Raw genomic sequence first — 25,365 nt, 5'->3', positions numbered from 1 at the left:
CGGAAGCGACGCCGTCCTTCTGACGGCTATGCCCGGCCATGACGGACGACCCTACTTCCCCTGCCTCACCACCAGCGCCGGCTTGGTCACGCCATCCAGCCCCGTCAGCATCAGAACCGTCAGCAGCGCGTTTTGCGGGCCGAAATACGCATCCGTCGGCTTGAACCATTCGTTGCGCGAGTGCCAGTTGCCGCCCTCGCCGCCGCCGCCGATGGTGACGGCGGGAATGCCGAGCGACATCGCGATGTTGGAGTCGGTCGAGGAGCCCGCAAAGGTCACGCGCGGCGCGCGGGTGACGGCGGCGACCGCGCGTTGCGTCGCCTGAACGATCGGGGAATCCATCGGCACGATTCCGGCGGGCCGGTCGCCGATCATCTTGGCCTCGACGTTAAGCTTGTCGGACTTCCAGCGTGCGTTTTCATCCGCCACCGCCTCCTTGACCAGATCGAGCAGGCGCGCCTCGAGCTTGAGCAGTTCCTCGGTCGAATTCGAGCGCATGTCGACCGCCATCCGCGCTTCGGCCGCGATGGCGTTGACCGAGGTGCCGCCGACAACGGTGCCGACCGTGAAGGTGGTCTTGGGATCGGACGGCGGCTGCAGCTCGGAGATCTTGGCGATCGCGCGGCCCATGGCGTGGATCGCGCTCGGCAGGCCGAATTCCTGGAACGAGTGGCCGCCGGGGCCCCTGAAGATGAACTCGTAGCGATGGCTGCCGGTCGCCTGGTTGACGACGCGGGTGATGCCGAGCCCGTCGATCGAAATGAAGCCGTCGATGTCCTTGTGATCGCGGAACAGCGCCTTGACGCCGCGCAGATTGCCGAGTTCCTCCTCGCCGACGGTGCCGACGAACATGATGTCGCCGACCGTCGCGATCTCGTTGGCGTTCATCGCCTTGATCAGCGACAGCAGCGCCGCCAGCCCTCGGGAATCGTCGCCGATGCCGGGCGCGACAAGGGTGCCGTCCTTTTCCTTTACCGTGACGTCGGTGCCTTCGGGGAATACCGTGTCGAGATGCGCCGACACCACGAGTTTCGGACGGCCGCCGCCCGTCCCCTTGCGCAGCGCGATGACGTTGCCCTCGCTGTCGATCGCGGCATCCTTGAAGCCGAGCTCCTGCATCCGCTTCTGATAAAAATCGGCGCGGATCTTTTCCTTGTAGGGCGGCGCCGGAATTTCGGTGATGCGCTTTTGCTCGTCGAGGGTTCGCGCATCGTCGGCCTTGATGTCCTCAAGCGTCTTGGCGACCTTGGGATTGGCGAGGATGGCTTCCACCGCCGGCGCGGGCGCGGCCTGCCCAAAGGCCTGCGAAGCTGCCGCGGCAAAGGCGATCGTCAGGATCGTGCGTTTGAGATTCATGAATGACTTCCCTCTCTCCTCGCAGGCCTCAGCCTGCACTTAAGCCTGTATCCTTTAACCGTTCGGCGAACCAGACCGACAAAGCCGGGTCGATCACGCCACCGGTATAGACCTCCGACATCGCGACCTGCTTCTTGCCGAGCGTCACGAACACGCCGATCCAGTAGGCGAACCACAGATGCGGATCGGTCAGCGCCCGCAGCTTGTGCTGGTCGTGTTCCAGCGGCTGGTGATTGGCGGATTTCCGGACCTCGATCGTGAGCAGATTGTTGGGGATCTCGCGCTGATGCACGACGATATCGGGGTAGATCGATTTGCCGAGATGGTCGTCGGTCGAGATGATCGAACCGTGCGGCAGCCGCAGCGTCCGCTCGCCGAGCCGGTCGTAGTCGCAATCGACCTGCCAGCCGGCAAACTGATGTTCAAGATGCACCGCCAGCCGGTGCGTCAGCGGGCGCTCGCCGACGTCCTTTTCGAGCAGGAACGTCTCGTGCGCGTAAAACTCCGATAGCGCCGTGACGACCTTGTTCAGCTCGGTCTGCATGTCGCCTCCGACCTTCCGTCATTCGAATGACGGCTTTGGAAGCCGTCACATCTGCACTTCGATCAACCGCGGCCCCGGCTCGGCGACGGCTTCCGCCAGCGCCTTGACGAAATCGTCGACATTGTCGACCGCACGGGCTGGCACGCCCATGCCCTTGGAGAGCCCGACGAAGTCGATGGTCGGGCGGTCGATCTTGAGCATGTCGAGCGCACGCTGTCCCGGCTCGCCGGCGCCGACGCCGTCGAATTCGCCACGCAATATCTGGTAGATGCGATTAGCGAACACGATCGTGACGACGTTGAGGCCTTCGCGCGCCTGGGTCCACAGCGATTGCAGCGTATACATCGCGCTGCCGTCGCCGACCATGCAGATCACCTTGCGGTCCGGGCAGGCGATCGCGGCGCCGGTCGCGACCGGCGTGGAATATCCGATCGAGCCGCCCAGATTCTGGATCCAGTCGTGCGGGGCGCCGGCCGCCATCACCGGAAAGAATGCTCGCCCTGTGGTGACGGATTCGTCGACGACGATAGCATTTTCCGGAATAGCCATGGCGATCGCCTGGGCAATCGAGGCATGGTTCAGGGCGCCGGTCGGCTTGACGAGTTCGACATGGGTCTGCGGCTTCACGTCCGCCGGCTTGGCGCCCAGCGCGGACGCCAGCGCCTCCAGCGCCGCGACCGAATTCTCGCCGCTCGAAGTCATGCGATGGACCTCGCACCCCTCAGGCTTGAGCAGGCTGGGCTTGTTCGGATAGGCGAAAAACGCCACGGGATCGTTGGCTTCGACCAGCACGATGTGCCGAAAACCCTTCAGCGCCGCTTGCGCCGCTTCGATCACGTAAGGCACCCGATCGATCGAAAACCGCCCGCGGCCGCGCGCCATTCGCGGACTGGCCAGCGGGCCCATCACCCTGCAGCCGGTCTTGCCGGCGATTTGCGCGGCCAGCGCCAGCCCCTTCTCCGTCACCGCGCTGCCGGTCATCAACAGCAAGGTCTGTTCGCCTCCGCGCAGCACCTTTGCCGCCTTCTCGACGGCCTGCGGGGAGTAGCTCTGACGCTGCGATTCCACCGGGACTTCGGCCACGCCGTCGGCTTCGTTCCAGGCGGTGTCGGCCGGCAGGATCAAGGTTGCGATCTGCGGCGGCGCCCCGCTCGCCGCGGCGATGGCGGCAGCGCCGTCACGGGCGACCGATTTCGCGTCCGGCGAAGTCCGAACCCAGGACGACATCGGCCGTGCCAGGCCCTCGATGTCGGAGGTCAGCGGCGCATTGTATTCGATGTGGTAGGTGGCATGCTGGCCGACGATGTTGACGACGCCGGAATTGGCCTTCTTGGCGTTGTGCAGATTGGCAAGACCATTGGCGAGCCCGGGGCCGAGATGCAGCAGCGTCGAGGCCGGGGTGCCCTTCATGCGGAAATAGCCGTCGGCCGCCCCCGTCACCACGCCTTCGAACAGGCCGAGCACGCAACGCATGCCCGGGACCTTGTCCAGCGCGGCGACAAAATGCATCTCCGAGGTGCCGGGGTTGGTGAAGCAGACGTCGACGCCGCCCGCGACCAATGTCCGCACCAGACTTTCCGCACCGTTCATGGTCTCGCCCCCGTTCGCGATTGATCTCAAGACGGCCCAAGATCAATCATTGTTCACCCGTTTCGTCAAAGGTTTAGCCGACAATGCAGCCATCGCCTCCGATGTGTTGCCTTTTTTAACCGCCGCGTCCGAAAATGGCGCGCTCACGGGCTCTTTGCTTGCGAAACCGCGGCAGTTATGGCCTGTCTCGCTGCATATTCTGATTTTTCACGAGGAAGAAAAATGACCCGGGTTTTGACTTTGTTATTTGCGGCGTTGACGGTGCTGGCCGGTGTCGGCCAGGCGCAAGCCCAGGACTTCGGGGGCTTCTTCGACTCGCGCGGCATCTTTGGCGGCGGCCCGGACTTCCGCGGCGGATCGAGCCCGATCAGGCGGCAGACCGTGAACTTTGCGGGCAACTATGCCCCGGGTACGATCTACATCAACACCGCCGAGCGCCGGCTGTATCTCGTGACCGGCAACGGCCAGGCGCTGCAATACGGCATCGGCGTCGGCCGCGACGGCTTCCGCTGGAGCGGAACCCACCGCATCACGGCGAAGAAGGAATGGCCGAGCTGGACCCCGCCGTCGCAGATGCTGGCGCGGCGGCCCGATCTGCCGCGGCACATGAAAGGCGGCATCGACAATCCGCTCGGCGCCCGCGCGATGTATCTGGGATCGACGCTGTACCGCATCCACGGATCGAACGAGCCCGAGACCATCGGACAGGCGGTATCGTCCGGCTGCTTCCGCATGACCAATGACGATGTGACCGATCTCTATAGCCGCGTCTCGGTCGGCACCACGGTGATCGTCAAGAACTAGCCGCATCCAGCGTCAGGGAACCGGCGGCGTCTGCCTTGACGCGCGAACAAGACTTGTTGACCTGAACCAGCCTCGCCAGGCGTGAACAAGTCTTGCGCGCACGCGCCGATTGCGGCAGCGTCGCGCCATAATGAGCGCAATTGGCCGGCCTCGATTCCCGCGAATGCTCGCAGCCGCTCTGGCTGCCGTAGCCCTCGGCGAAGTGTTGCTGCCCGCCGCGGCGTTGGCCGGGGATCCCTCCGTCACCCAGCGTCAGCGCGCCCAGAAGAAGATATTCACCGACAGCGAGATCATCGAAGGCTTCTTCAAGGTCGCGTTCGGCGCCGAGTATCACCTTGCCGGCCGCGTCGACCGCATCCGGAAATACGAAGCGCCGGTGCGGGTGTTCGCCGACGGCACCCGCGCCGACCGCAAGGCCCAGCTCGCCAAGATCGTCGCCGACATCGCGGCACGGGTTCAGCACCTGGATATCGCGATGGCCGCGAACAACGACGATGCCAATGTGCTGGTCAAGCTGGTGCGCGACCGCGACCTCAACCGCACCATCATAACCTTCTACGGCAGCGAACGGGCGCGCGAGATTCGCTCCTCGCTCGACCCGCAATGCCTGAGCGGCTTTCGCAAGAACGAAAGGTTCGAGATCGAGCATTCCGACGTGATCCTCACCGTCGACAATGGCGACTTTGTCTTCTTCGATTGCGCCTATGAGGAATTGCTGCAATCGCTCGGCCCGATCAACGACACCCCGACCGTGCCCTGGACCATGTTCAACGACAATGTGTCGATGGGTTATTTCGGCGTCTACGACCAGTACCTGCTCAACCTGCTCTACGATCCCCGGATCAAGGCCGGCATGACCGTGGAGGACGTCAGGGCGATCTTGCCCGACGTGCTCGCCGACGTCCGTGCATGGGTGCGCAAGGTGAATAATCTGCCGGAGTGAAATCCATCGCGATCACGGCGTTGACCTCCGCGAACTTCCTATCCTTCCGATGCCGCCGTTGCGATGCCCGCTTCGAGGGGAAGAGCGGTGGTCGTGGCCAGACTGTCAAAATGACGCGAATGATCCAAGGCGGACCTGATCGGCCCCTATCGGCCCAACTTCCGACATTGCCCCCCAAACGGACGTTGCGCTCCCCAAGGCAGGAACTGTGGTATCCTCCGTCAAACGCGATGGGACGTTTTGCTGCTCGTGCTGAGCGTCCTCGTGTCCTGCGATTGCAAACGGATCAGAAGATAGCTCTCCCGGATCTCCAGGAGGACCAACGTCGTGAAGCGGGACTTCGACCTCATCGTCTATGGTGCGACGGGTTACACCGGCCGTCTCATCGCCGAATATCTGGCGGCGTCCTATCGCGGCGACGATGCCCCGTCCTGGGCGATTGCGGGACGCTCGACCGACAAGCTCCAGAAGGTGCGTGCCGACATCGGCGCACCGGACAGTTTGCCTCTGGTGAAGGCGGATGCCGCTGAGCCGGCCAGCCTACGTTCGATGTGCGAGCGTGCAGCCGTGATTATCACGACGGTCGGGCCTTATCAGCTCCACGGTCCCGAGCTTGTGGCGGCCTGCGCGGCCACGGGCACGGCGTACGTTGATCTGTGCGGCGAACCTGCCTGGATGCGGCGCATGATCGACGCCCATCACGAAGAGGCGAAACGGACCGGGGCGCGCATCGTCTTTTCCTGCGGCTTCGATTCCATCCCGTTCGATCTCGGCGTGCTCACGTTGCAGGAGAAGGCGCGCGAGAAATTCGGACGCCCGGCGCGCCGGGTCAAAGCCCGCCTGCGCAACGTGAGAGGCGGCATGTCTGGCGGCACCGCAGCGAGCGCTCGGGCGACGTTGGCCGCCGCCGCGCGCGACCCGGCCCTGATCCGGCTGCTGAACGATCCCTTCGCGTTGACGCCGGGATTCACCGGGCCGTCTCAGCCGTCGGGCCTGGTCCCCGAATTCGACCCGCGCATGAACGTGTTGCTCGTGCCGTTCCCCATGGCGCCGATCAACACCAAGAACGTGCACCGCACGAATTTCCTGCTGGGTCATCCCTATGGCAAGGACTTCGTTTACGACGAGATGATGGTCGCGCCGGGATTTGGGGAACTCGCCCGCGTGACGACGGAGACGTTCGCCACGATGATTTCCCTGGTCGCGACCGGCGGTCTCAAACCCGGCGCAGGCCCGACCCGGGAAGCGCGCGAGAAGGGCCTCTACGACATCCTGTTCCTGGGCGAGCTGCCGGATGGTGGACGGGTCGAAGCGGTAATCACGGGCGACCGCGATCCGGGCTACGGCTCGACCAGCAAGATGATCGCCGAGAGCGCTCTCTGTCTCGTACGCGACGTGCAGGGCGAGGGTGGCATCTGGACGCCGGGCGCGCTGATGGGTCCGGCATTGCGCAAGCGCCTGAGCGAGCGCGCCGGCCTCACCTTCAGCGCGCATTGAGGTAGCGTCCAGAACTGCAGCGGCGTGCCGGACGACGTGGATCGTAACCAGCAAAAGCGGAGGAGACCAGCATGACGATTTACGTTTCTCAAGGTCGTTACACCGCCGCGGCCATCAAACGGATGTCTGCGAAACCGGAGGACCGCTCCGAGGCGGTCGCCGAGTTGTTTGCGGCCGCCGGTGGCCGGCTGATCAGTTGGTATCTGACTTTGGGGCCCTACGATTGGCTGATCATAGCTGAAGCACCGGATGAGCCCACGATGATTTCAGCGGTGCTTGCCGCCGCGGCTGGCGGAAGCCTTTCGGACATAACAACTACCGTGGCGCTCACGGCGAGCGATACGACGAAGGCCTTCCAGCGGGCAGGTGAGCTTACTCTGAAATTCAGATCGGCGGGCCGAGCCGATTACTACGGAGTAGGGATCGATTCGGAGCATGAGATCGGTCAGGCTTGACTACCAAATTCCGGGATGCGCGATACCGCTTGCACCACGAAGCCAACAAAATGTCGGCGGCTATAAGCGTGGCCGGCGCGGCCCTGTCAGGCCGAGCGTGGGCTGATCGCTAATGCAACTCGAAAGGAATGTCCGCGCCCGCAGACGGTGTGTTGGCGCAAACCTCATTCGGAAACCTGAGCAGAGGGGGTATAATCACTTGGGGCCCGCACCCGAGGAGCAACAACATGAAGCAACACATCTCAGAGGAACTTTCCACCAGGTTGATCCACTGGAGTCCCTTCGTGACCATGGACAACGCGGTGCCGCCCCGAGATCCTGATGAAGACGAAGAGGACGAAGAGGAAGAGGAGGAGGACGATGCCGACGAACCGGCGGTCGTGCGCGAGCCGGACGACGACTAGACTGGCCTGTCGTTGGCAGCCGGTGTAGAGTATCTCCCATGAGTTGGGATGCAAAAGACGTAGCACTGCTCAAAAAACTCTGGGCGGCTGGACAGAGCGCCAGCCAGATCGCGCGTCGTCTCGCGTGTAGTCGTAACGCGGTCTGCGGCAGGCTAACTCGTCTGGGCCTGAAGCGTGGTCACAAGTCGCCAACAGCAAAACCCAAGATAAGGCCGGTCCCGAAACGAGGGCCGGCGTTATTGGCGGCCTGTGCCCACCCGGTGGCAAAGAAGGTGTCGCGGAAGGCAGTAGGGAGACAACCCAAGAAATTCAGCAAGAGCCAGCTTTACGCGATGCTTGCTGACGCGGTCAGGAATACGGGCTAGCCCGTTCACCGCGACCTCGTTGCGGCACTGCCTCCGGTCCTCGTTCAGTTCGAACGGTTTCCTTGGCGAAGCGGCTATTCCCGGCAAACAATCCCGTCATGATCTGCCGCAAAACTCAGGATCTGTTCGGCGCAGGCCCGCGGCTGCAGCATCCCGAGCATCGCGTAGGGTGTGTCGAGATGCGTCACGCGCACGGAGGCGATGTTGTCGCGCAGCGCGGCTTCCTGATCGGCGGACGAGATATTGCTGCCGGTCGGATAGAGCGCGAGCGTCGGAGCCTTGATCTTCTGCAGATAAGGCCTGGCGTCGACGGAGCCGGCGAACTCAACCATCGCGGCGACGACATCGACGTCGGCCTTCCCGACTTCCCTGGCGTACCAATCCATGAAGGCGGGATCGAAACCGACCGGAAACCGCGCCAGCGTGTTCGACTTGCGCACCCAGCCCTCGACGCCGAGCGCCCTGATGGCCTCGACCCAGCTTGGAAAGCCGACCGCATAGGCGTTGCGAATCCAGTCATTGGCCCACACCGCCGGCGCCAGCACCGACAGCGTACGCAGGCGCTGCGGCCGTTCGGCGGCGAAAATCAGCGTGATGGCGCCGCCGATCGCCTCCCCGACCAGATGGAAATTCGATGCGCCCGCGTGATCGGCCACCGCCTCGATGTCCCCGATGTAGGCGGCAAGCGAGAGCGCGTGCGCCGGATCGTTCAGCGGCGTGGATTGTCCGAGCCCGCGCAAATCAGGACAGATCACGCGGTAGAACCGCGCCAGATACGGCACCATGTTGAACCAGAACTCGCCCGAGCGGGCGAAGCCGTGGATCAGGATGATGGTCTCGGCCTTGCGCCAGCGGTCGGCATAGTCGTGAACCGCGTAGTGCAACGGTGTGCCGTCACCGGCTTTGACGGTCGGCATGGCGGCGCTCCCGTCAGTTCGGTTTCAGACGCAGCTCTCTGGCGAGCTGCTCCATCTGGACGAATTCGCTTTGCGCGTATTTGGCGGCGTCTTCGGCGCTGATCACCCAGACCTCCTCGCCCCGCTTGGCCGCCATCGTCTTGAATTCGGGGCTTTGCGCCGCCCGGGTCAGAACGTCGCGCAGTTTTTCAAAGCGATCCTGAGGGATGTCGCGCGGCGCGATGACCGCGCGCCACAGCAATGTCTGGGATGGCGCCATCTTGACGTCATCAAGGCTTTCGACATCGGGCAGCGTCGGAAAGCGCCGCGCCGTGGTCAGCAGCAGGCACTTTGCTTTTCCTTCGGCGACAAACTGCGCGATCGAGGCGATGGCGCCGCCATAGATGTCGATGGTGCGCGCAAGGAAGGCCGTTACGGTCTGGTCGGCGCCGGTAAAGGGGATGATCCGCTGGCGGATGCCCTGGGGTTGAAAAATCCGCGCGGTCGAAAACTGCACGAAGGCGCCGACGCCGTCCGAACCATAGGTGTATTTGTCGGGGTTGTTCTTTAGCTCGGCGAGGAACTCGGTAGCGTTCTTCGCCGGAAAATCCGGGTGGACGCAGAGCACGCCGGCAGCCTGCGTGACCATCGCGACAATGCGGTAGTCGGCCTGCTGGAAGCTTTGCGCCGCAACATGCGGCGCCATGGTGATGGCGCCGCTCGGCACCCCGCCGATGGTGTAGCCGTCCGGATCGGACTTCGTCACAAAGCCGACGCCGATGGTGCCGCTGGCGCCGGGCTTGTTCAGGATCACGATCGGCTGGCCGAGCATCGGCGCGGCGACCTGGGCCAGCGACCGCATGATGGTGTCGGTGCTGCTGCCGGGCCCGGCGGGCACCACCAGTTGAACCGGCCGTTCGGGATAGTTGTCGGCCGACGCCGGCGAAACTACGCCGGCCATGAGGGCAGCTATTACGGCTGCCGCGCCGATTCGGGCCGGCCTGGCGAAGCGGCGCGACCAGGGCCACCACATCATGTCGGCGAATTTCTCCGTCTTGCCCTCCCCAATTGCCAGCCAGCGCTGTGATCTGGGTTTCGGCCAGCGACAACGCTGGGTTTTGTCTACGAATACTTGTGACTTGCGGCAGCAAATCTTGTCTAATGAGTTAAAGGAAATCTGGTATAAGCTTTTCAAATGAATGACCTTCCCCGTACCCAGGCCCTGCGCTGCTTTATTACCGTAGCGCGCGAGGGCGTTGTGTCGCGCGCGGCCAGTTTGCTGAACCTGACCCAGCCGGCCGTCAGTTTGCAGCTAAAAGGGCTGGAGGAAAGTACCGGCCTGCTGCTTTTCAACCGGACACCGGGCGGCTTTACCCTGACCGAAGCCGGCGCCGCCCTGCTGCCGCTGGCGCACAAGGCGATATCGGCCTCGTCGGACTTCAAGACGATGGCGGATTCCCTGCGCGAGTCGGTACGGGGATCGCTTCGGGTCGGCACGATCCTGGATCCCGAGTTCATCCGGCTTGGACCGTTCGTGCGGAGCCTCGCCACTTCCTTGAAACAGACCGAAGTTTTCCTGCGCTACGGCATGAGCGACGACGTGCTGGCGCAGATCGGCAGGGGCGACCTCGACGTCGGATATTATGTCGACGCCACGCCTGACGAATCCCTGTCGTTCCCGAGCTTCTCCGAGCGCCACATCGACGACGGAAAGTACCAGCTCGCCCCGTTGATGAGCTACCCGTACCGGGTGATTGCCCCAGCGGAATGGAGCGACCGGGTGGTCGGCAAGGACTGGCCCGACCTGATCGGCCTGCCGTGGCTCGCGACGCCGCCGCACTCGGCGCATCGGCGCCTGCTCGACAACATCTTCCGCCCGATGGGCTCGCTGCCGAAGCGCGTCGCCTATGCCGACCAGGAAGAGGCCATGATCGACTTCGTCGAATCCGGCATCTGCCTCAGTCTCGCGCGCGACTGCACCCTCGATCGCATCACCCGCAAGCGGAACTTCGTGATCGCCGACAAAGTGACGGTGACCTGCGACCTCAGCTTTGCCTGCCTGACATCGCGGCGGCACGAGCCGGTGATTTCGCACGCCTTCTCGGCCATGCAGGCGGTGTGGGATTTGAAGCCGACCAACGCCCTGCCCGCGCCGGTGGCCGCGCCAAGGTCACGGAAAAGCGCGCGAAGATAGCCAGCCCCGCCGAATTAGCCGTCAGATCTTGCCATCGGAATCGCAGATCGATTTCAGCGCCTGCCATTCCTCCGGCGTCAGCAGCGGCGGCTTGCTGGCCGGCCGGTCTTCCCGGGTCATCCGCGCCAGCCGATCCTCGCTCATCGGATGGCTGGAGATGATGGAGAGGCCCTTGCCTCCCTTGCCGGTGACGCGGACGAGCAACTCGCCCATCGGCTTGGTCGGCCGGCCCAGGCGGTGCATGACGTCGATCGAGAAGCCGTCGGCATCCTGCTCGGCCTCGCGCGAATGGGACGAGGTGACCAGCGTCTTTGAAGCAAAGATCAGGGCGCCGGAGCCCGTGATGTCGCCGAACAGCAACCCGACCAGAAACGCCGTGCCGCCGTCGCGGATCAAGCCCCGCATGTTGTCGCGATGCTTGTGGTGGCCGAGTTCGTGCGCCAGCACGCCTGCGATCTCGTCGGCGTTCTCGGCCTTCGCCAGCAATCCGTTGAACATGTAAACCCTGCCGCCCGGCAGCGCGAAGGCATTGGGCACCGACGACGACAGCACGCTGGATTGAACGGCCGTATCCATCCCGGCGGATTCGCGTATCGCGGTCATCAGCTTGACGAAGGCTTTTTGTCCGGCCGCATTGTCGCAGACCTTGGCGTCGAAGATCGTCTTGACCTGACTTTCGGCGGCCTCACCGAGCCGCCGTTCGAAAGCCTCCGGCACCAGCGGCGCCAAACGATCGGCGGCGAGCGGGACACCGAACAATACCACCGCGATGATCGAAACCGTGGCGGCGAGCGACCAGCCGACGATCGCGGCGACACCGCGGCGGCCCGGCGTGTTCTCATCCAGCGTTGCGCAACGCGGATCACGACGTTGAGCGCCAGTGCGAACACCAGGTAGCCGAGGCCAGCAAACACCAGCAACAGGATGCTCTGAGAAGATTCCTGCGACTTGAAGAACTCGCCAATTCCCTCGCCGCTCATGCTGGCAACCAGTGCCGTGGCAGCTGCGAGGTAGACCGAGAAAACCAGACCGAGCACGACGATCCAGCCGACCACCTTCCAGTACAGGCCGATCAGCCGGCTGCGTGGCAATTCCGATTCCAGGCGCACGCCGCCGATCCGGATGCCGGACAGCCACCAGCGCCATTCGACCGCCTTGAACGCGCCGTAGATGAAGGGTGCGAACAGCGGCATCAGGAACGCCATCGGCGCCAGCAACCACAGCCACCAGCCGCGCTTGAAGAATTCCCAGCCGCTTCCCTCGAACTTCCCCTGCAGATCGCCATAGTATGAATGGCGCATCTTGTAGCGCTCGAGCGCCGCCGTGCGCCAGGGCGGCGCCAGGCCGAAGGTCACCATCGACAGCATGCCCCACAGCGACGCCTGCAAGGCATAGATCCAGCCCGAGCCACTCATCCAGAACCGAGCGCCGCGCCACACCGTGCGCGTCAGGCGATAGCGGCGGGCGCGAAAGATCGCGAACTGTCCGAACAGATAGAAGAATGCGACCAGCGGAATGCTGGCAAACGCCTTGTAATGCTCGGCTTCGAGGCCGGCGAGAAAGTAGGCCAGATAGATCGGCACCAGGATCGCGAGGGCAACCAGGAACCCGATCAGCAATTCCCGGCCCCGGCCGGTATATTCGGCGCCGTCGCCGTCGATCTGGGTATTGCTCCAGAGATGACGGCGGATGTCGGTGGTGAGCCAGAAGCGGTAGAAGCCCAGCGTGACCAATTCCAGCCCGGCGCCGCGCTTCACCAGATGAAAGAATTCATCACGCTTGCCGGAAAACCCCACCGGCATCGGCGGCGGTTTCGGCAGCGGCGGCAGCGATGGCGGCCCGAGCGGGGTCCAACTCATCTCGTTCACGGGTCAACTCCAGGGCAGCGGGCAACAAATCGGATTTACACCAATTTGTCGACCGGAGTGTGATCCGGTTCACTTACGCCGACTTGTCGAACAGCTCCCGCCCGATCAGCATGCGCCGGATTTCGCTGGTTCCAGCACCGATCTCGTAGAGCTTGGCGTCGCGCAACAGCCTGCCGGTTGGATAGTCGTTGATGTAGCCATTGCCGCCGAGCAGTTGGATGGCGTCGAGCGCGCATTGCGTCGCCTTCTCGGCGGCATAGAGGATGGCGCCGGCGGCGTCCTCGCGCGTGGTCTCGCCGCGGTCGCAGGCCTTCGCCACCGCATACACATAGGCGCGCGAGGCGTTCATCGTGGTGTACATGTCGGCGATCTTGCCCTGCACCAGCTGGAAGGTGCCGATCGGCTGGCCGAACTGCTTGCGCTCATGCACGTAAGGCAGCACCACGTCCATGCAGGCCTGCATGATGCCGATGGGACCCGCGGCCAGCACCGCGCGTTCATAATCGAGGCCGGACATCAGGACGTTGACGCCGCGGCCGACTTCGCTGAGCACGTTCTCTTCCGGCACTTCGCAATTGTCGAACACCAGTTCGCAGGTGTCGGAGCCGCGCATGCCGAGCTTGTCGAGCTTTTGCGCGGTGGAAAATCCCTTCATGCCCTTTTCGATGATGAACGCCGTGATGCCGCGCGGGCCGGCATTGGCGTCGGTCCGGGCATAGACCACCAGCGTGTCGGCGACCGGGCCGTTGGTGATCCACATCTTGCTGCCGGTCAGCACGAAGCGGTCGCCTTTCTTGTCCGCGCGCGTCTTCATCGACACGACGTCGGAGCCGGAATCCGGCTCCGACATTGCCAATGATCCGACATGTTCGCCCGAGATCAGTTTCGGCAGATATTTGCGCTTCTGCGCGTCATTGCCGTTGCGGCGGATCTGGTTGACGCAGAGGTTGGAATGCGCGCCGTAGGAAAGCCCGACCGCCGCTGACGCCCGCGACATTTCCTCGACCGCGATACAGTGCTCGAGATAGCCGAGCCCGGTGCCGCCATATTCCTCCTCGACGGTAATGCCGTGCAGGCCGAGCGCGCCGATCTTGGGCCAGAGATCCCTTGGAAACTGGTTGCTCTTGTCGATTTCGGCCGCGCGCGGCGCGATCTCCTTGCTCGAAAAGGCAAACACGGTTTCGCGAATGGCATCCGCGGTTTCACCGAGATCGAAATTGAACATCCGGTACGCATTGGGAATCATGGTCGGGCGACCTCCGGCGAAATATCTTTGTTGGGATAAGCCTTAACCCCTGCAGGCGCGCTTGTCACGAGGAATGATACGGCTCCGTATCGGCCCCGGCCGGGGGTAAAGTTCATTGCGGCCGAAGCAACAAAACTGTCCCTTGCCCCGGCACGTACGAACGGCTGTAATCACCCCAAAATACCGCCACCGGGCGAATCCCGGCGCGCGGAAAACAATCAGGGAGCCGCTCATGCAGGGAACCGTCGAACTCACCCAGGATTCCATTGAACTGGACTCCCGGCAAAAGACCGCACGCGAGCGCGCTTATTCGCTGCCGCTGGCCGAGTTCGACCCCGGCGATCCCGAACTCTTCAAGACCGATACGTTCTGGCCGTATTTCGACCGGCTGCGCCGGGAAGCGCCGGTGCATTACTGCAAGGACAGCATGTTCGGGCCGTATTGGTCGATCACCAAATACAACGACATCATGGACATCGAGACCAACCACGCGGTGTTCTCGTCGGCGGCCTATCTCGGCGGCATCACCATCCGCGACGTCGCGACCGATCTGCGCCGCGAGAGCTTCATCGCCATGGACCAGCCGCGCCACTCGGCGCAGCGCAAGACCGTGGCGCCGATGTTCACGCCGACCCATCTCGACCAGCTCGCGATCAACATCCGCAAGCGGTCGGCCGAATGCCTCGACAATCTGCCGCGAGGCGAAGTGTTCGACTGGGTCGACCGGGTCTCGATCGAGCTCACCACCCAGATGCTCGCGGTGCTGTTCGACTTCCCCTGGGAGGACCGCCGCAAGCTGACGCGCTGGTCCGACGTTGCGACGACGATACCGGGGCCCGGCGGCCTCGTCCCGACCGAAGAGGCGCGGCAGGCCGAGCTTCTGGAATGCGCGACCTATTTCGCCACGCTGTGGAAAGACCGGATCAACCAGCCGCCGAAGAGCGACCTGCTGTCGATGATGGCGCACAGCGAAGCCACCCGCGACATGGACCCGAAGAACTTCCTCGGCAACCTGATCCTCTTGATCGTCGGCGGCAACGACACCACCCGCAACACGCTGTCGGGCAGCATCTATGCGCTGAGCAAAAATCCGGATCAGTACAAGAAGCTGCGCGACAATCCCGCGCTGATCGACAGTTTTGTTCCCGAGGTAATCCGCTGGCAGACGCCGCTGGCGCATATGCGGCGCACCGCGCTCGAGGATATCGAGTTCCGCGGCAAGCAGATCAAGAAGGGCGACAAGGTCGTGATGTGGTACGTCTCGGGCAACCGCGACGAAGAGATCATCGAACGCCCCTACGAGTTCATCATCGACCGGGCCCGGCCCCGCACCCACATCTCGTTCGGCTTCGGCATCCACCGCTGCGTCGGCTTGCGGCTGGCGGAACTGCAATTGAAGATTATCTGGGAAGAGATCCTCAAGCGCTTCGACAAGATCGAGGTGATGGACGAGCCGAAGCGGGTTTATTCAAGCTTTGTCAAGGGTTACGAGACCCTGCCCGCGCGCATCTCGAACTAGGCAGCCAGTTCCGCAACTACCTGCACGGGCTTTGCGCTTAGAAGGCCTATAAGTTATAGTCTAATACATTCCTTCTACGTTTCCTTGTACCCGGGGATGAACGACGATGAACGTCCAGGCCGCGATCCGAGCCGACAGACAAGAGCTTCTGCGCGCCGCGCGCGAGGAGGCCTACTCGACGCCGCTCAGCGAATTTCATCCCGGTGCGCCAAAGCTGTTCCAGAACGATACGTTGTGGCCGTGGTTCGAACGGCTGCGCAAGGAAGAGCCGGTGCATTACTGCACCAACGCGCCGATCGAGCCGTACTGGTCGGTGACCAAATACAACGACATCATGCATGTCGACACCAACCACGGCATCTTCTCCTCCGACTCGACGCTCGGCGGCATTTCGATCCGCGACGTGCCGCCCGGCTATGACTATCCGAGCTTCATCGCGATGGACCAGCCGCGGCACTCGGCGCAGCGCAAGACGGTGTCGCCGATGTTCACGCCGACGCATCTGGACGAGCTGGCAAAACTGATCCGCGAGCGCGCCTGCAAGGTGCTCGACGATCTGCCGCGCAACGAGACCTTCAACTTCGTCGACCGGGTCTCGATCGAACTGACGACGCAGATGCTGGCGACGCTGTTCGACTTCCCCTGGGAAGAACGCCGCAAGCTGACGCGCTGGTCCGACGTCTCGACCGCGCTGCCCAAGAGCGGCGTCGTTGAATCGCCGGAACAGCGGCGCCAGGAAATGGACGAATGCTACGGCTATTTCTCAAAGCTCTGGAATGAGCGCGTCAACAGCGAGCCACGCAACGATCTGCTGTCCATGATGGCCCATAGCGAAGCGACGCGGCACATGGACCCCGACAATCTGATGGGCAACATCATCCTCCTGATCGTCGGCGGCAACGACACCACCCGCAACACCATGAGCGGCTCGGTGCTGGCGCTGAACGAGCATCCCGAGCAGTACCAGAAGCTGCGCGACAATCCGGCAGTGATCGACAGCATGGTGCCGGAAGTGATCCGCTGGCAAACGCCGCTGGCGCATATGCGGCGCACCGCGCTGGTCGATACCGAGATCGGCGGCAAGAAGATCGCAAAGGGCGACCGTGTCGTGATGTGGTACGTCTCCGGCAACCGCGACGAAGAAGGCATCGAGAAGCCCGACGAGTTCATCATCGACCGCGCCCGGCCCCGCACGCACCTCTCGTTCGGCTTCGGCATCCACCGCTGCGTCGGCATGCGGCTGGCCGAGTTGCAGCTGAAAATCGTGTGGCAGGAAATGCTGAAGCGGTTCGACCGCATCGAGGTGGTGGGCGAGCCGAAGCGGGTCTATTCCAGCTTTGTGCGCGGCATCGAATCCCTGCCGGTGCGGATTTCCTGAGAGCGCCTGAGGCTATCAACGCCAAAGGCTTTACCGGCGCCCCTATAAAATCGCGGCATGGCAGCTTGAACCAGATGAGAAGGCCGCACCGCGGTCTTCTGGGCTAAACCTTGGGCGTGGTCACGCGGGAGACGTGACCCGGAACCGAGGCTGCCATGAACGATGTTGCTGTCAGCGATGACGCCAAAGACGATACCCAGGCCGGCCAAAGCTGGCCGCTGCAGATCTACAAGACGCTGAAAGCGCATGGCGTCTCGCAAATCTCCTATGTTCCCGATGCCGGCCACTCCCGGCTGATCGAGTTGTCGCACGCCGATCCCGCGATCCAGACCACCGTACTGACCACCGAAGAGGAAGGCGTCGCGCTGTCCGCCGGTGCCTGGCTCGGCGGCGACCGCTCAGTGCTGTTGATGCAGTCGAGCGGCGTCGGCAATTGCGTGAACATGTTCTCGCTGGCCGCGAGCTGCCGCCTGCCTTTCCTGACATTGGTGACGATGCGCGGCGAATGGGCCGAATTCAACCCGTGGCAAATCCCGATGGGGAAAGCGACGCCGCAGGCCTTCGAAATCATGGGTATCACCGTGTTCAGGCTCGAACGGCCTGAAGATGCGGAAGAGGTTATTTCGGCCGCCTGTTCGCTGGCATTCGAGAGCGACCAGCAGATCGCGGTGCTGATTTCGCAGCGCATGCTCGGCCGCAAGAAATGGACGGAGACGAAGTGATGGTCCAGAATTTCACGCTTGGTCGCCGCGAGGCCGTCAGGTCGTTGCTCGCCGATCGCAAGGACCTGCTCGTGGTAACCGGGCTCGGCTCGGCATCCTACGACGTGTTCGATGCCGGTGAGCATCCCGGTAATTTCTATTTGTGGGGCGCGATGGGCGGGGCCGGCATGGTCGGCCTTGGCCTTGCGCTGGCGCAACCGAAGCGGCCGGTGGCCGTCATCACCGGCGACGGCGAGCAGTTGATGGGGATCGGCAGCCTGCTGACGATCGCCACCAAGACGCCGGGCAATTTGACCATCGTCATTCTCGACAATGGCCATTTCGGCGAGACCGGCATGCAGGTCAGCCATTCCGGTCTCGGCGCCCAGCTCGATGTGATCGCGACCGGCGCGGGCTTTCGCTCGGTCACCGAGATATCAGACATCAAGGGCGTCAATGATTATCGGCCGACGCTGCAGCGCATCGACGCCGGGCCGCGGCTGACGCGCATTCGTATCGCCACCGGCCATGTCGATCGCGCGCTGCCGCCGCGCGACGGCGTGTTCCTGAAGAACCGGTTCCGGGAAAATCTGGGGTTTGCGGTTACGTAGGTGGTGATGCCGCTTGGTGCTAGCAGCGCGCTCGCCGTCATCCTGAGGTGCGAGCCCAGCGGTGCACTTGCACCGCTGGACGAGCCTCGAAGGATGGGCCACGGGCCGTCTATCCTTCGAGGCGCGCAAGAGCGCGCACCTCAGGATGACGGAGGTGCCAGTGGTTCAGCCGACCTGGATATCCCAGAGGCCTTCCTTGCGGCAGGCATCGACCTCCTTGCGGAGCAGATCAGTGACGAGCGTGATGGCGGTCGAACCGGGATGCTCGATGGGGGACGCGATGGTGAGTTCGCGCATCGGCGCCGGTTTTGCAATCGTGGCGACTTCCAGCCGGCCGTCGGCGACTTCCGCGCGCAGCGAGGATGGCGGCAGCAGCGCATATCCGAGGCCCTCCTCGACCAGGCTGGTCAGGACGCGAAAGGAATCGGCCTCGACCTGGACATCGAGCTTCAGTTTCTTCTTTGCCGCCGCATGCTCGATCAGCGTCCGGAGCCCGTGCGAATGACTGGGCAACACCAGCCGCTGCCGCAACAGCCAGTCGATATCGACCTGCTTCTTCTTCGTCAGCCCGCAACCGCGCGGGCCGACGGCCACGATCTTGTCACGGCCGAGGTGTTGCACGGTGAGGTGCAGATCGGCCGACGGTCCGTAGATCACGGCGAGATCCATCTGGCCGCGGTGCAGCCACTCAATCAGATGTCCGCTGTAACTCTCGACGATGCAAAGCGAGATGCCCGGATAGCTTTCGACGGTGCGCCGCGCCAGACGCGCCGAGATCACGCAGCTCACGGTCGGAACCAGCCCCAGCACCACCCGTCCCGACGGCGGTCCGCCGGAGGACTGGATATCGTCGCGAATTTGATCGATTTGCCGTACGATGCCAGCGGTCCGCGCCAGCAGCAGACGGCCGGCTTCGGTCAGCACCATGCCGCGGCCGTTGCGGGTAAACGGCTCGGCGCGCAGCTCGTGCTCGAGCAGCTTGATCTGGCGGCTGAGCGCCGGCTGCGCGACCCGCAACGTGTCGGAGGCCTTGCTGAGGCTTCCGAGTTCGGCCACGCAACTGAACGTCCTTAGCTGTCGGAAATCCATGCTTGCCAATCTTGGAATGCAGGTTAATACGCTATAACAATTGAGCATAGGGACTTCACGGTGGTTTCACAACTGCAAGCCCATCCCCAATCACAACGACGGCACTTCAAATGACCGCACACGAACAACCCGACGAGTTCGCCGATATCCGCAACGCAGTCGCGAAACTCTGCGCCCAATTCCCCGGCGAATACTGGCGCAAGCTCGACCGCGAGATGAAATATCCGAGCGAGTTCGTCGATGCGCTGACGCAGGCCGGCTATCTCTCGGTGCTGATCCCCGAGGAATATAACGGCGCCGGACTGAAACTGTCCGCGGCGGCTGCGATCCTCGAAGAGATCCAGCGCGCCGGCTGCAATGGCGGCGGCTGCCACGCCCAGATGTACACGATGGGCACGCTGCTGCGGCACGGCAGCGACGAGCAGAAGGCAAAATGGCTGCCCAAAATCGCGAGCGGCGAATTGCGGCTGCAGGCGTTCGGCGTCACCGAACCGACCAGCGGCACCGACACCTCCTCGCTGAAGACCTTTGCCAAACGCGACGGCAACAACGGCTACATCGTCAACGGCCAGAAAATCTGGACCAGCCGCGCCGAATATTCCGACCTGATGATCCTCTTGGCGCGCACCACGCCGAAGGAGGACGCCAAGAAGCGCACCGATGGTCTGTCGGTGTTCATCGTCGACATGCGCGAAGCGAAAGGCAACGGCCTCGAGATCCGCCCGATCCGCACCATGATGAACCACGCCACCACGGAAGTGTTCTTCACGGACATGCGGGTGCCCGCCGAAAACCTGATCGGCGAGGAAGGCAAGGGTTTCCGCTACATCCTGTCCGGCATGAACGCGGAACGCATCCTGATTGCCGCGGAATGCGTTGGCGACGCCAAATGGTTCATCGCCAAAGCCACCGCCTACGCCAAGGAGCGCGTGGTGTTCGGCCGTCCGATCGGCCAGAATCAGGGCGTCCAGTTCCCGATCGCCAAGGCCTATGCGCAGATGCGCGCGGCTGAGCTGATGGTGAAGGAAGCCACCCGCAAATATGAAGCCGGGCTCGAATGCGGCGCCGAAGCCAACATGGCCAAGATGCTGGCAGCCGACGCTTCCTGGGAAGCCGCCAATGCCTGCGTGCAGACCCATGGCGGCTTTGCCTTTGCCGAGGAATACGACGTCGAGCGCAAGTTCCGCGAGACGCGGCTCTATCAGGTGGCGCCGATCTCGACCAATCTCATTCTTTCCTTCGTGTCCGAGCATGTGCTCGGCATGCCCCGCTCCTACTGAGAACACATAATGCTGCCGTTAGAGGGATTGATCGTCGTCGCCGTCGAACAGGCGGTCGCTGCGCCGTTTTGCAGCTCGCGGTTGGCGGATGCCGGCGCCCATGTCATCAAGGTGGAACGCCCCGAGGGCGATTTCGCCCGCGGCTATGACGCCGCGGCGAAGGGACAGAGCAGCTATTTCGTCTGGCTCAACCGCGGCAAGAATTCCGTGGTGGTCGATCTCGCCACCAAGGACGGGCGCGCGGCGATGGAAGAACTGATCGCCAGCGCCGACGTGTTGCTGCAAAACCTGAAACCCGGCTCGATGGACAAGCTCGGCTTCTCGCTGGAGCGGTTGCGCAAGGATTATCCGGCGCTGATCTGCTGCACCATATCAGGCTATGGCGATGACGGCCCCTATGCCGACCGCAAGGCCTATGACCTCCTGATCCAGGCCGAGAGCGGCCTTGCGTCGATCACCGGCGGGCCGGAGGGGCCTTCGCGGGTCGGCATCTCCGTCGTCGATATCGCGACCGGCGCCACCGCGCATGCTTCCATCCTTGAGGCGCTGATCGCCCGCGGCCGTACCGGAAAGGGCGCCGATATCCGGATTTCGATGTTCGACGTGATGGCCGACTGGATGGCGGTGCCGCTGATCAATTCGGAAGCCGGTAATCCGCCGAAGCGGATGGCGCTGGCGCATCCGTCCATTGCCCCCTACGGCGTATTCCAGTCCAAGGACGGCAAGGGCATCCTGATCTCGATCCAGAGCGAGCGCGAGTGGAAGAAGCTCTGCGCCGAGGTGCTGGACCAACCCGATCTGCCCAATGATCCCCGCCTGGCCAACATGGTCGAGCGCGTCAAAAACCGCACTGTGACCGACAAGATCGTGGCCGACAGTTTTGCCACGATGGATCGCGTCGATCTCCTGAAGCGGCTGGCCGACGCCGACATCGCCTTTGCCGAGGTCAACACCATGGCCGATCTTGCCGTGCATCCCCATCTGCGCCGCATCGAGGTCGATACGCCAAAGGGCAAGGTGAGCTACGCCGCGCCGGCCGCGATCTTCGTCGGCGAGAACAGGCATTACGGCGCGGTGCCTGCGATCGGCGAGCACATCGAACTCCCCAAAGCCTCTGCACGGGCCAAATCTTCATGACGGAAAAACTCGACCTCGATCACTTGCGCGGCTGGATCGGAAAAACCACGGAGGCTTCGGACGCCGTCACCGCGCAACTCGTGAAGGGCTTGCGCGCGACGCTGTTTCAGGAGATCGGCGAGCCCAAGACAGGCGATGCCGCGCCCTGGACCACGCATTGGTGCCTGGCGCAGCCGGTGTTTCCGATGTCGATGCTCGGCCCGGACGGCCATCCCACCCGCGGCGGCTTCCTGCCGCCGGTGCCGCTGCCGCGCCGGATGTGGGCCGGCGGCGAACTCGAATTCCTGGACGCGTTGCGCGTCGGCGATGAAGCCAAGCGTACCTCGCGGATTGCCGACGTCACCATGAAGACCGGCAGCACCGGCGCGTTATGTTTTGTCGCGGTCGAGCACATCATCACAACCTCGCGTGGCGTAGCGATCCGCGAGCGCCAGGATATCGTCTATCGTGACCTGTCGAGCACGCCGCCGGCGGCTTCCGGCAAGGCGCCCCCGCCGCCACCGGTCGCAAAGCACCGCGAAAGCCACATGGCCGACCCCGTGCTGCTGTTCCGTTATTCGGCGCTGACCTTCAATGGTCACCGCATCCATTACGATCGCGATTACGTCACCAAGGTCGAGGGCTACCCGGGCCTGGTGTTCCACGGCCCGCTGCAGGCTGCCCTGATCGTGGAGTTCGCCGCTAAACTGCACGGCGGCGCGGCGCCGAAGAAACTTGGCTATCGCGGCGTGCAGCCGCTGTTCGAAGGCAGCGAGTTCTCGGTCAATGCCAACGACACCGGCGCCGGCATGGAGCTGTGGACCGCCAATTCGGCCGGCCGGCCGACCATGAAGGGTACGGCCAGCTGGTAAGCTAGGTCGTCATTGCGAGCGCAGCGAAGCAATCCATCTTGACTGCGAGCAAAAATCTGGATTGCTTCGTCGCTTCGCTCCTCGCAATGACGAAATAAGGACATCCCTTGTCCCGCAAGCCCACCGAAACCAAATCCACCACCGTCAAGGACGCCACCTTCAACCTGCTGCGGGCGTTCGGCGTCAAGAAAGTGTTCGGCAATCCCGGTTCAACGGAACTGCCGTTCCTGAGCGACTGGCCTGACGACATCGATTACGTGCTGGGGCTGCACGAAGCCTCCGTGGTCGGCATGGCCGACGGCTATGCGCAGGCGACCCGCAACGCCGGCTTCGTCAACCTGCATTCCGCCGCCGGCGTCGGCAATGCGCTGGGCAATATCTTCAACGCCTACCGCAACCAGACGCCGATCGTCATCACCGCCGGCCAGCAGGCGCGCTCGATCATGCCGCTGCTGCCGTTCCTGTTTGCCGAACGGGCGACGGAATTTCCGCAGCCTTACGTGAAATACAGCATCGAACCGGCGCGGCCTGAGGACGTACCGGCCGCGATCGCGCGCGCCTACTACGTGGCGATGCAGCCGCCGTGCGGACCGACCTTCGTCTCGGTGCCGGTCGATGACTGGACACGGCCGACACAGCCGGTCGAGGCGCGCCAGGTCAGCCGCGAGCTCGGGCCCGATCCAGATGCTATGAAGGCGCTGGTATCAGCGCTCGCCGACAGCAAACGTCCTGCCCTCGTTGTCGGTCCCAGTGTCGATCGCGCTGAGGCCGTCGACCTGATGGTGCGCGTGGCGGAGAAAGCCCGCGCCGCGGTGTGGGTCAGCCCGTTCTCGGCGCGCTGTTCGTTTCCGGAGCGGCATCCGCAATTCGCGGGCTTTTTGCATGCCTCGCCGGGACAGGTTTCCGACGCGCTGCGCGACCACGACCTTGTGGTCGTGATCGGCGCGCCGATTTTCACCTTCCATGTCGAAGGTCACGCCGCGATCTTCGATGGCACCACCACGATCTTCCAGATCACCGACGATCCGACCGCGGCGGCGGTGACGCCATCAGGCACCAGCATCGTCGCGACGATGAAGCCGGCGCTGACGATGCTGCTGGACCTGCTGCCCGAGACCAAACGCGTGATCCCGGCCGGCCGCGCGCCGTTGCCCGCGCCCACGGCCGCCGATCCGATCCCCACCGAATTCCTGCTGGATGCGTTGTTCCACGCCATGCCGAAAGACGCTGCGCTGGTCGAGGAAGCGCCGTCGCACCGCCCGGCGATGCAGAAATTCATGCCGATGCGCGGCCAGGACAGTTTCTACACCATGGCGAGCGGCGGCCTCGGCTTCAGCCTGCCCGCCGCTGTTGGAATATCGCTGGGACGTCCCGATGTGCGCACCGTCTGCCTGATCGGCGACGGCTCGGCGATGTATTCGATCCAGGCGCTGTGGACCGCGGCCCAGCGCAAGCTGCCGCTGACGGTGGTGGTGATCAACAATTCCGGCTACGGCGCGATGCGCTCGTTCAGTCAGGTGATGCAGGTCCGCAACGTGCCCGGCCTCGAACTGCCGGACATCGATTTTGTGAAAATCGCCGAGGGCATGGGGTGTCACGCGGTTCGCATCAGCAAGGCATCGGAGCTTGGCGCTGCGCTGAAGCGCGGGCTGGCGCATCAGGGTGCCAGCCTGATCGAGGTGATGGTGGATTCAGCGGTGCCGCTGCTTTACACGAAGAAGGATTGACAAAGAACCTCATCCTGAGGAGCGGCCTCTTGGCCGCGTCTCGAAGGATGGCCAAGCATCCGGGCCTTCATGGTTCGAGACGCGCGCAAGCGCGCTCCTCACCATGAGGAGCAATTATTTCCCGTACGCTTCCCGCATCTTGGCCTGGATCTTCGCCATGCCTGATATCCAGCGATCGTAATTCTCGGTCTTCTTGCGCATGTAACCGAGCACCTGCGGGTGCGGCAGGATCGCAAAGGTTTCCTGCTCAAGCCCCGCGAGCACATCCTGCGCCACCTGCTCCGCCGACAGGTCGCCGTCGCCGGATTGCGGGCCTTTTGGAATCGACCTGAGCATCGCGGTATCGACGCCCTGCGGGCACAGGATCGAAACCTTGATGCCGTCGGCCTTGTGCGAGATCGCCAGATTCTCCGCAAAGCCGACCGCCGCATGTTTGGTGGTCGAATAGGCCGGGCTGCCGACCTGCGACAGCAGTCCCGCCGCTGATATCGTGTTGAGGAAATAGCCGCCGCCGCGCGCCTTCATGCGCGGGATCAGGTGCCGCGCGGCATAGACATGCGCCATGACGTGAACGGCCCAGCTTCGCGACCAGGGCTCATCCGAAGTTCCGCCCGCATTGGTGGACAACGGATCGAAGCCGCCCCCGATGCCGGCGTTGGAACAGAACAGCGCGATCGGGCCGAATTGCTTCTCGGTCTCCTCGATGACGTGCAGGACATCCTTCTCCTTGCCGACATCGCATTTGAACGCCGCGCCATTGATCGGCGTGGCGACGGTTCGCGCGCCGTCCGGATTGATATCGGCGACCACGACCTTGGCCGCGCCGGCGCGGTGGAAGGCTTCGCACAGCGCGCGGCCGATGCCGCTGGCGCCGCCGGTGACAACCACGACTTTTCCGGTCACCTGCATG

26 protein-coding genes are annotated in these 25,365 nt (G+C 63.6%); 16 read left to right on the top strand and 10 right to left on the bottom strand.

The window, feature by feature from the left end:
* Window positions 1-51: 51 nt before the first annotated feature.
* From JQ575_RS08735 to JQ575_RS08725, 3 genes are read right to left on the bottom strand one after another with little or no spacing between them, the layout of a single operon-like run.
* Window positions 52-1,356 carry a M20/M25/M40 family metallo-hydrolase gene (locus tag JQ575_RS08735; protein ID WP_212032801.1) on the bottom strand — a complete coding sequence of 435 codons (1,305 nt, stop codon included), beginning with the start codon at window positions 1,354-1,356 and terminating at the stop codon, window positions 52-54.
* A 28-nt stretch (window positions 1,357-1,384) separates the two neighbouring features.
* On the bottom strand, window positions 1,385-1,900 hold the full coding sequence (locus JQ575_RS08730) for a hypothetical protein (protein WP_212032800.1): 516 nt from the start codon (window positions 1,898-1,900) through the stop codon (window positions 1,385-1,387).
* 45 nt (window positions 1,901-1,945) lie between these two features.
* Window positions 1,946-3,490 (bottom strand): acetolactate synthase large subunit, encoded by a 1,545-nt coding sequence (locus JQ575_RS08725; protein ID WP_212032799.1) that lies wholly within the window; start codon window positions 3,488-3,490, stop codon window positions 1,946-1,948.
* On the opposite strand from JQ575_RS08725, the gene JQ575_RS08720 reads away from it, so the two are divergent.
* The 7 genes from JQ575_RS08720 to JQ575_RS08690 all read left to right on the top strand — a co-directional run bounded on the left by JQ575_RS08720 (window position 3,489) and on the right by JQ575_RS08690 (window position 7,958).
* Window positions 3,489-3,716, top strand: a complete 228-nt coding sequence (locus tag JQ575_RS08720) for a hypothetical protein (RefSeq protein WP_212032798.1) — start codon at window positions 3,489-3,491, stop codon at window positions 3,714-3,716. The two genes, JQ575_RS08725 and JQ575_RS08720, sit on opposite strands and share 2 nt — an antisense overlap.
* Window positions 3,713-4,294, top strand: a complete 582-nt coding sequence (locus JQ575_RS08715; protein WP_212032797.1) for a L,D-transpeptidase — start codon at window positions 3,713-3,715, stop codon at window positions 4,292-4,294. The genes JQ575_RS08720 and JQ575_RS08715 overlap by 4 nt, the downstream gene beginning before the upstream one ends.
* Window positions 4,295-4,457: 163 nt before the next feature.
* Entirely contained in the window at window positions 4,458-5,237 is a 780-nt protein-coding gene (locus JQ575_RS08710) for a DUF2927 domain-containing protein (protein WP_249166525.1), read from the top strand.
* A gap of 327 nt (window positions 5,238-5,564) precedes the next feature.
* Window positions 5,565-6,734: a trans-acting enoyl reductase family protein gene (locus JQ575_RS08705; protein ID WP_212032795.1), complete on the top strand. Its 1,170-nt coding sequence runs from the start codon at window positions 5,565-5,567 to the stop codon at window positions 6,732-6,734.
* 71 nt (window positions 6,735-6,805) lie between these two features.
* Window positions 6,806-7,189 (top strand): GYD domain-containing protein, encoded by a 384-nt coding sequence (locus JQ575_RS08700; RefSeq protein ID WP_212032794.1) that lies wholly within the window; start codon window positions 6,806-6,808, stop codon window positions 7,187-7,189.
* A gap of 227 nt (window positions 7,190-7,416) precedes the next feature.
* The gene (locus JQ575_RS08695) at window positions 7,417-7,593 is read left to right on the top strand and encodes a hypothetical protein (protein WP_212032793.1); all 177 of its coding nucleotides are present in this window, start codon (window positions 7,417-7,419) and stop codon (window positions 7,591-7,593) included.
* A 38-nt stretch (window positions 7,594-7,631) separates the two neighbouring features.
* The gene (locus JQ575_RS08690; RefSeq protein WP_212032792.1) at window positions 7,632-7,958 is read left to right on the top strand and encodes a GcrA family cell cycle regulator; all 327 of its coding nucleotides are present in this window, start codon (window positions 7,632-7,634) and stop codon (window positions 7,956-7,958) included.
* A gap of 74 nt (window positions 7,959-8,032) precedes the next feature.
* Here the strand turns inward: JQ575_RS08690 and JQ575_RS08685 are convergent, their stop codons facing one another.
* A complete protein-coding gene (locus tag JQ575_RS08685) occupies window positions 8,033-8,875 on the bottom strand; it encodes an alpha/beta fold hydrolase (protein ID WP_212032791.1) in 843 nt (280 codons plus the stop codon).
* Between the two features lie 13 nt (window positions 8,876-8,888).
* Window positions 8,889-9,815, bottom strand: a complete 927-nt coding sequence (locus JQ575_RS08680; protein WP_212032790.1) for a tripartite tricarboxylate transporter substrate binding protein — start codon at window positions 9,813-9,815, stop codon at window positions 8,889-8,891.
* Between the two features lie 234 nt (window positions 9,816-10,049).
* Between JQ575_RS08680 and JQ575_RS08675 the strand changes: the two genes are divergently transcribed.
* Window positions 10,050-11,048 (top strand): LysR family transcriptional regulator, encoded by a 999-nt coding sequence (locus JQ575_RS08675; RefSeq protein ID WP_212032789.1) that lies wholly within the window; start codon window positions 10,050-10,052, stop codon window positions 11,046-11,048.
* Window positions 11,049-11,069: 21 nt separating this feature from the next.
* On the opposite strand, the gene JQ575_RS44480 is transcribed toward JQ575_RS08675, so the two are convergent.
* From JQ575_RS44480 to JQ575_RS08665, 3 genes are all read right to left on the bottom strand, one after another.
* Complete coding sequence (locus JQ575_RS44480; RefSeq protein ID WP_312015906.1) at window positions 11,070-11,765, bottom strand: M48 family metallopeptidase; 696 nt, start codon at window positions 11,763-11,765, stop codon at window positions 11,070-11,072.
* Window positions 11,651-12,916, bottom strand: coding sequence for a DUF898 family protein (locus tag JQ575_RS44475; protein WP_312015905.1), 1,266 nt, complete (start codon window positions 12,914-12,916; stop codon window positions 11,651-11,653). Before JQ575_RS44475 ends, JQ575_RS44480 begins: the two co-directional genes overlap by 115 nt.
* Before the next feature lie 73 nt (window positions 12,917-12,989).
* A complete protein-coding gene (locus tag JQ575_RS08665; RefSeq protein WP_192736591.1) occupies window positions 12,990-14,162 on the bottom strand; it encodes an isovaleryl-CoA dehydrogenase in 1,173 nt (390 codons plus the stop codon).
* A gap of 232 nt (window positions 14,163-14,394) precedes the next feature.
* Here JQ575_RS08665 and JQ575_RS08660 point away from each other — a divergent pair, with 232 nt between their 5' ends.
* The 4 genes from JQ575_RS08660 (at window position 14,395) to JQ575_RS08645 (ending at window position 18,371) form a co-directional block, all read left to right on the top strand.
* A complete protein-coding gene (locus tag JQ575_RS08660) occupies window positions 14,395-15,681 on the top strand; it encodes a cytochrome P450 (RefSeq protein ID WP_212032788.1) in 1,287 nt (428 codons plus the stop codon).
* A gap of 106 nt (window positions 15,682-15,787) precedes the next feature.
* Window positions 15,788-17,059 (top strand): cytochrome P450, encoded by a 1,272-nt coding sequence (locus JQ575_RS08655; protein ID WP_212032787.1) that lies wholly within the window; start codon window positions 15,788-15,790, stop codon window positions 17,057-17,059.
* 155 nt (window positions 17,060-17,214) lie between these two features.
* The gene (locus JQ575_RS08650) at window positions 17,215-17,781 is read left to right on the top strand and encodes a thiamine pyrophosphate-binding protein (protein WP_212032786.1); all 567 of its coding nucleotides are present in this window, start codon (window positions 17,215-17,217) and stop codon (window positions 17,779-17,781) included.
* The gene (locus tag JQ575_RS08645) at window positions 17,781-18,371 is read left to right on the top strand and encodes a thiamine pyrophosphate-dependent enzyme (protein ID WP_249166524.1); all 591 of its coding nucleotides are present in this window, start codon (window positions 17,781-17,783) and stop codon (window positions 18,369-18,371) included. Before JQ575_RS08650 ends, JQ575_RS08645 begins: the two co-directional genes overlap by 1 nt.
* 165 nt (window positions 18,372-18,536) lie before the next feature.
* On the opposite strand, the gene JQ575_RS08640 is transcribed toward JQ575_RS08645, so the two are convergent.
* Entirely contained in the window at window positions 18,537-19,460 is a 924-nt protein-coding gene (locus tag JQ575_RS08640; RefSeq protein ID WP_212032784.1) for a LysR substrate-binding domain-containing protein, read from the bottom strand.
* Between the two features lie 110 nt (window positions 19,461-19,570).
* On the opposite strand from JQ575_RS08640, the gene JQ575_RS08635 reads away from it, so the two are divergent.
* From JQ575_RS08635 to mdlC, 4 genes are all read left to right on the top strand, one after another.
* Window positions 19,571-20,740: an acyl-CoA dehydrogenase family protein gene (locus JQ575_RS08635; protein ID WP_212032783.1), complete on the top strand. Its 1,170-nt coding sequence runs from the start codon at window positions 19,571-19,573 to the stop codon at window positions 20,738-20,740.
* 9 nt (window positions 20,741-20,749) lie between these two features.
* Entirely contained in the window at window positions 20,750-21,877 is a 1,128-nt protein-coding gene (locus JQ575_RS08630; RefSeq protein ID WP_212032782.1) for a CaiB/BaiF CoA-transferase family protein, read from the top strand.
* Window positions 21,874-22,728: a MaoC family dehydratase N-terminal domain-containing protein gene (locus JQ575_RS08625; protein WP_212032781.1), complete on the top strand. Its 855-nt coding sequence runs from the start codon at window positions 21,874-21,876 to the stop codon at window positions 22,726-22,728. Before JQ575_RS08630 ends, JQ575_RS08625 begins: the two co-directional genes overlap by 4 nt.
* Window positions 22,729-22,835: 107 nt before the next feature.
* Window positions 22,836-24,455 carry a benzoylformate decarboxylase gene (gene mdlC, locus JQ575_RS08620; RefSeq protein ID WP_212032780.1) on the top strand — a complete coding sequence of 540 codons (1,620 nt, stop codon included), beginning with the start codon at window positions 22,836-22,838 and terminating at the stop codon, window positions 24,453-24,455.
* A 114-nt stretch (window positions 24,456-24,569) separates the two neighbouring features.
* Here the strand turns inward: mdlC and JQ575_RS08615 are convergent, their stop codons facing one another.
* Entirely contained in the window at window positions 24,570-25,364 is a 795-nt protein-coding gene (locus JQ575_RS08615; RefSeq protein WP_192736602.1) for an SDR family oxidoreductase, read from the bottom strand.
* Between the last annotated feature and the right edge of the window lies 1 nt (window position 25,365).

The organism is Bradyrhizobium sp. JYMT SZCCT0428 (genome assembly GCF_018131075.1).
Lineage (GTDB): Bacteria > Pseudomonadota > Alphaproteobacteria > Rhizobiales > Xanthobacteraceae > Bradyrhizobium.
This window is presented reverse-complemented; position numbering and strand designations above follow the sequence as displayed.

Bases quoted from the DNA above. Each gene is read 5' to 3' on its own strand.
- JQ575_RS08655 (WP_212032787.1), top strand. From the start codon at position 15,788: ATGAACGTCCAGGCCGCGATCCGAGCCGACAGACAAGAGCTTCTGCGC.
- JQ575_RS08665 (WP_192736591.1), bottom strand. From the start codon at position 14,162: ATGATTCCCAATGCGTACCGGATGTTCAATTTCGATCTCGGTGAAACC.
- JQ575_RS08725 (WP_212032799.1), bottom strand. From the start codon at position 3,490: ATGAACGGTGCGGAAAGTCTGGTGCGGACATTGGTCGCGGGCGGCGTC.
- JQ575_RS08625 (WP_212032781.1), top strand. From the start codon at position 21,874: ATGACGGAAAAACTCGACCTCGATCACTTGCGCGGCTGGATCGGAAAA.
- JQ575_RS08730 (WP_212032800.1), bottom strand. From the start codon at position 1,900: ATGCAGACCGAGCTGAACAAGGTCGTCACGGCGCTATCGGAGTTTTAC.
- JQ575_RS08690 (WP_212032792.1), top strand. From the start codon at position 7,632: ATGAGTTGGGATGCAAAAGACGTAGCACTGCTCAAAAAACTCTGGGCG.
- JQ575_RS08635 (WP_212032783.1), top strand. From the start codon at position 19,571: ATGACCGCACACGAACAACCCGACGAGTTCGCCGATATCCGCAACGCA.
- JQ575_RS08640 (WP_212032784.1), bottom strand. From the start codon at position 19,460: ATGGATTTCCGACAGCTAAGGACGTTCAGTTGCGTGGCCGAACTCGGA.
- JQ575_RS08700 (WP_212032794.1), top strand. From the start codon at position 6,806: ATGACGATTTACGTTTCTCAAGGTCGTTACACCGCCGCGGCCATCAAA.
- JQ575_RS08680 (WP_212032790.1), bottom strand. From the start codon at position 9,815: ATGGCCGGCGTAGTTTCGCCGGCGTCGGCCGACAACTATCCCGAACGG.
- JQ575_RS08630 (WP_212032782.1), top strand. From the start codon at position 20,750: ATGCTGCCGTTAGAGGGATTGATCGTCGTCGCCGTCGAACAGGCGGTC.
- JQ575_RS08685 (WP_212032791.1), bottom strand. From the start codon at position 8,875: ATGCCGACCGTCAAAGCCGGTGACGGCACACCGTTGCACTACGCGGTT.
- JQ575_RS08710 (WP_249166525.1), top strand. From the start codon at position 4,458: ATGCTCGCAGCCGCTCTGGCTGCCGTAGCCCTCGGCGAAGTGTTGCTG.
- JQ575_RS08720 (WP_212032798.1), top strand. From the start codon at position 3,489: ATGGTCTCGCCCCCGTTCGCGATTGATCTCAAGACGGCCCAAGATCAA.
- JQ575_RS08645 (WP_249166524.1), top strand. From the start codon at position 17,781: ATGGTCCAGAATTTCACGCTTGGTCGCCGCGAGGCCGTCAGGTCGTTG.
- JQ575_RS08695 (WP_212032793.1), top strand. From the start codon at position 7,417: ATGAAGCAACACATCTCAGAGGAACTTTCCACCAGGTTGATCCACTGG.
- JQ575_RS08735 (WP_212032801.1), bottom strand. From the start codon at position 1,356: ATGAATCTCAAACGCACGATCCTGACGATCGCCTTTGCCGCGGCAGCT.
- JQ575_RS08615 (WP_192736602.1), bottom strand. From the start codon at position 25,364: ATGCAGGTGACCGGAAAAGTCGTGGTTGTCACCGGCGGCGCCAGCGGC.
- JQ575_RS08660 (WP_212032788.1), top strand. From the start codon at position 14,395: ATGCAGGGAACCGTCGAACTCACCCAGGATTCCATTGAACTGGACTCC.
- JQ575_RS08650 (WP_212032786.1), top strand. From the start codon at position 17,215: ATGAACGATGTTGCTGTCAGCGATGACGCCAAAGACGATACCCAGGCC.
- JQ575_RS08675 (WP_212032789.1), top strand. From the start codon at position 10,050: ATGAATGACCTTCCCCGTACCCAGGCCCTGCGCTGCTTTATTACCGTA.
- JQ575_RS08715 (WP_212032797.1), top strand. From the start codon at position 3,713: ATGACCCGGGTTTTGACTTTGTTATTTGCGGCGTTGACGGTGCTGGCC.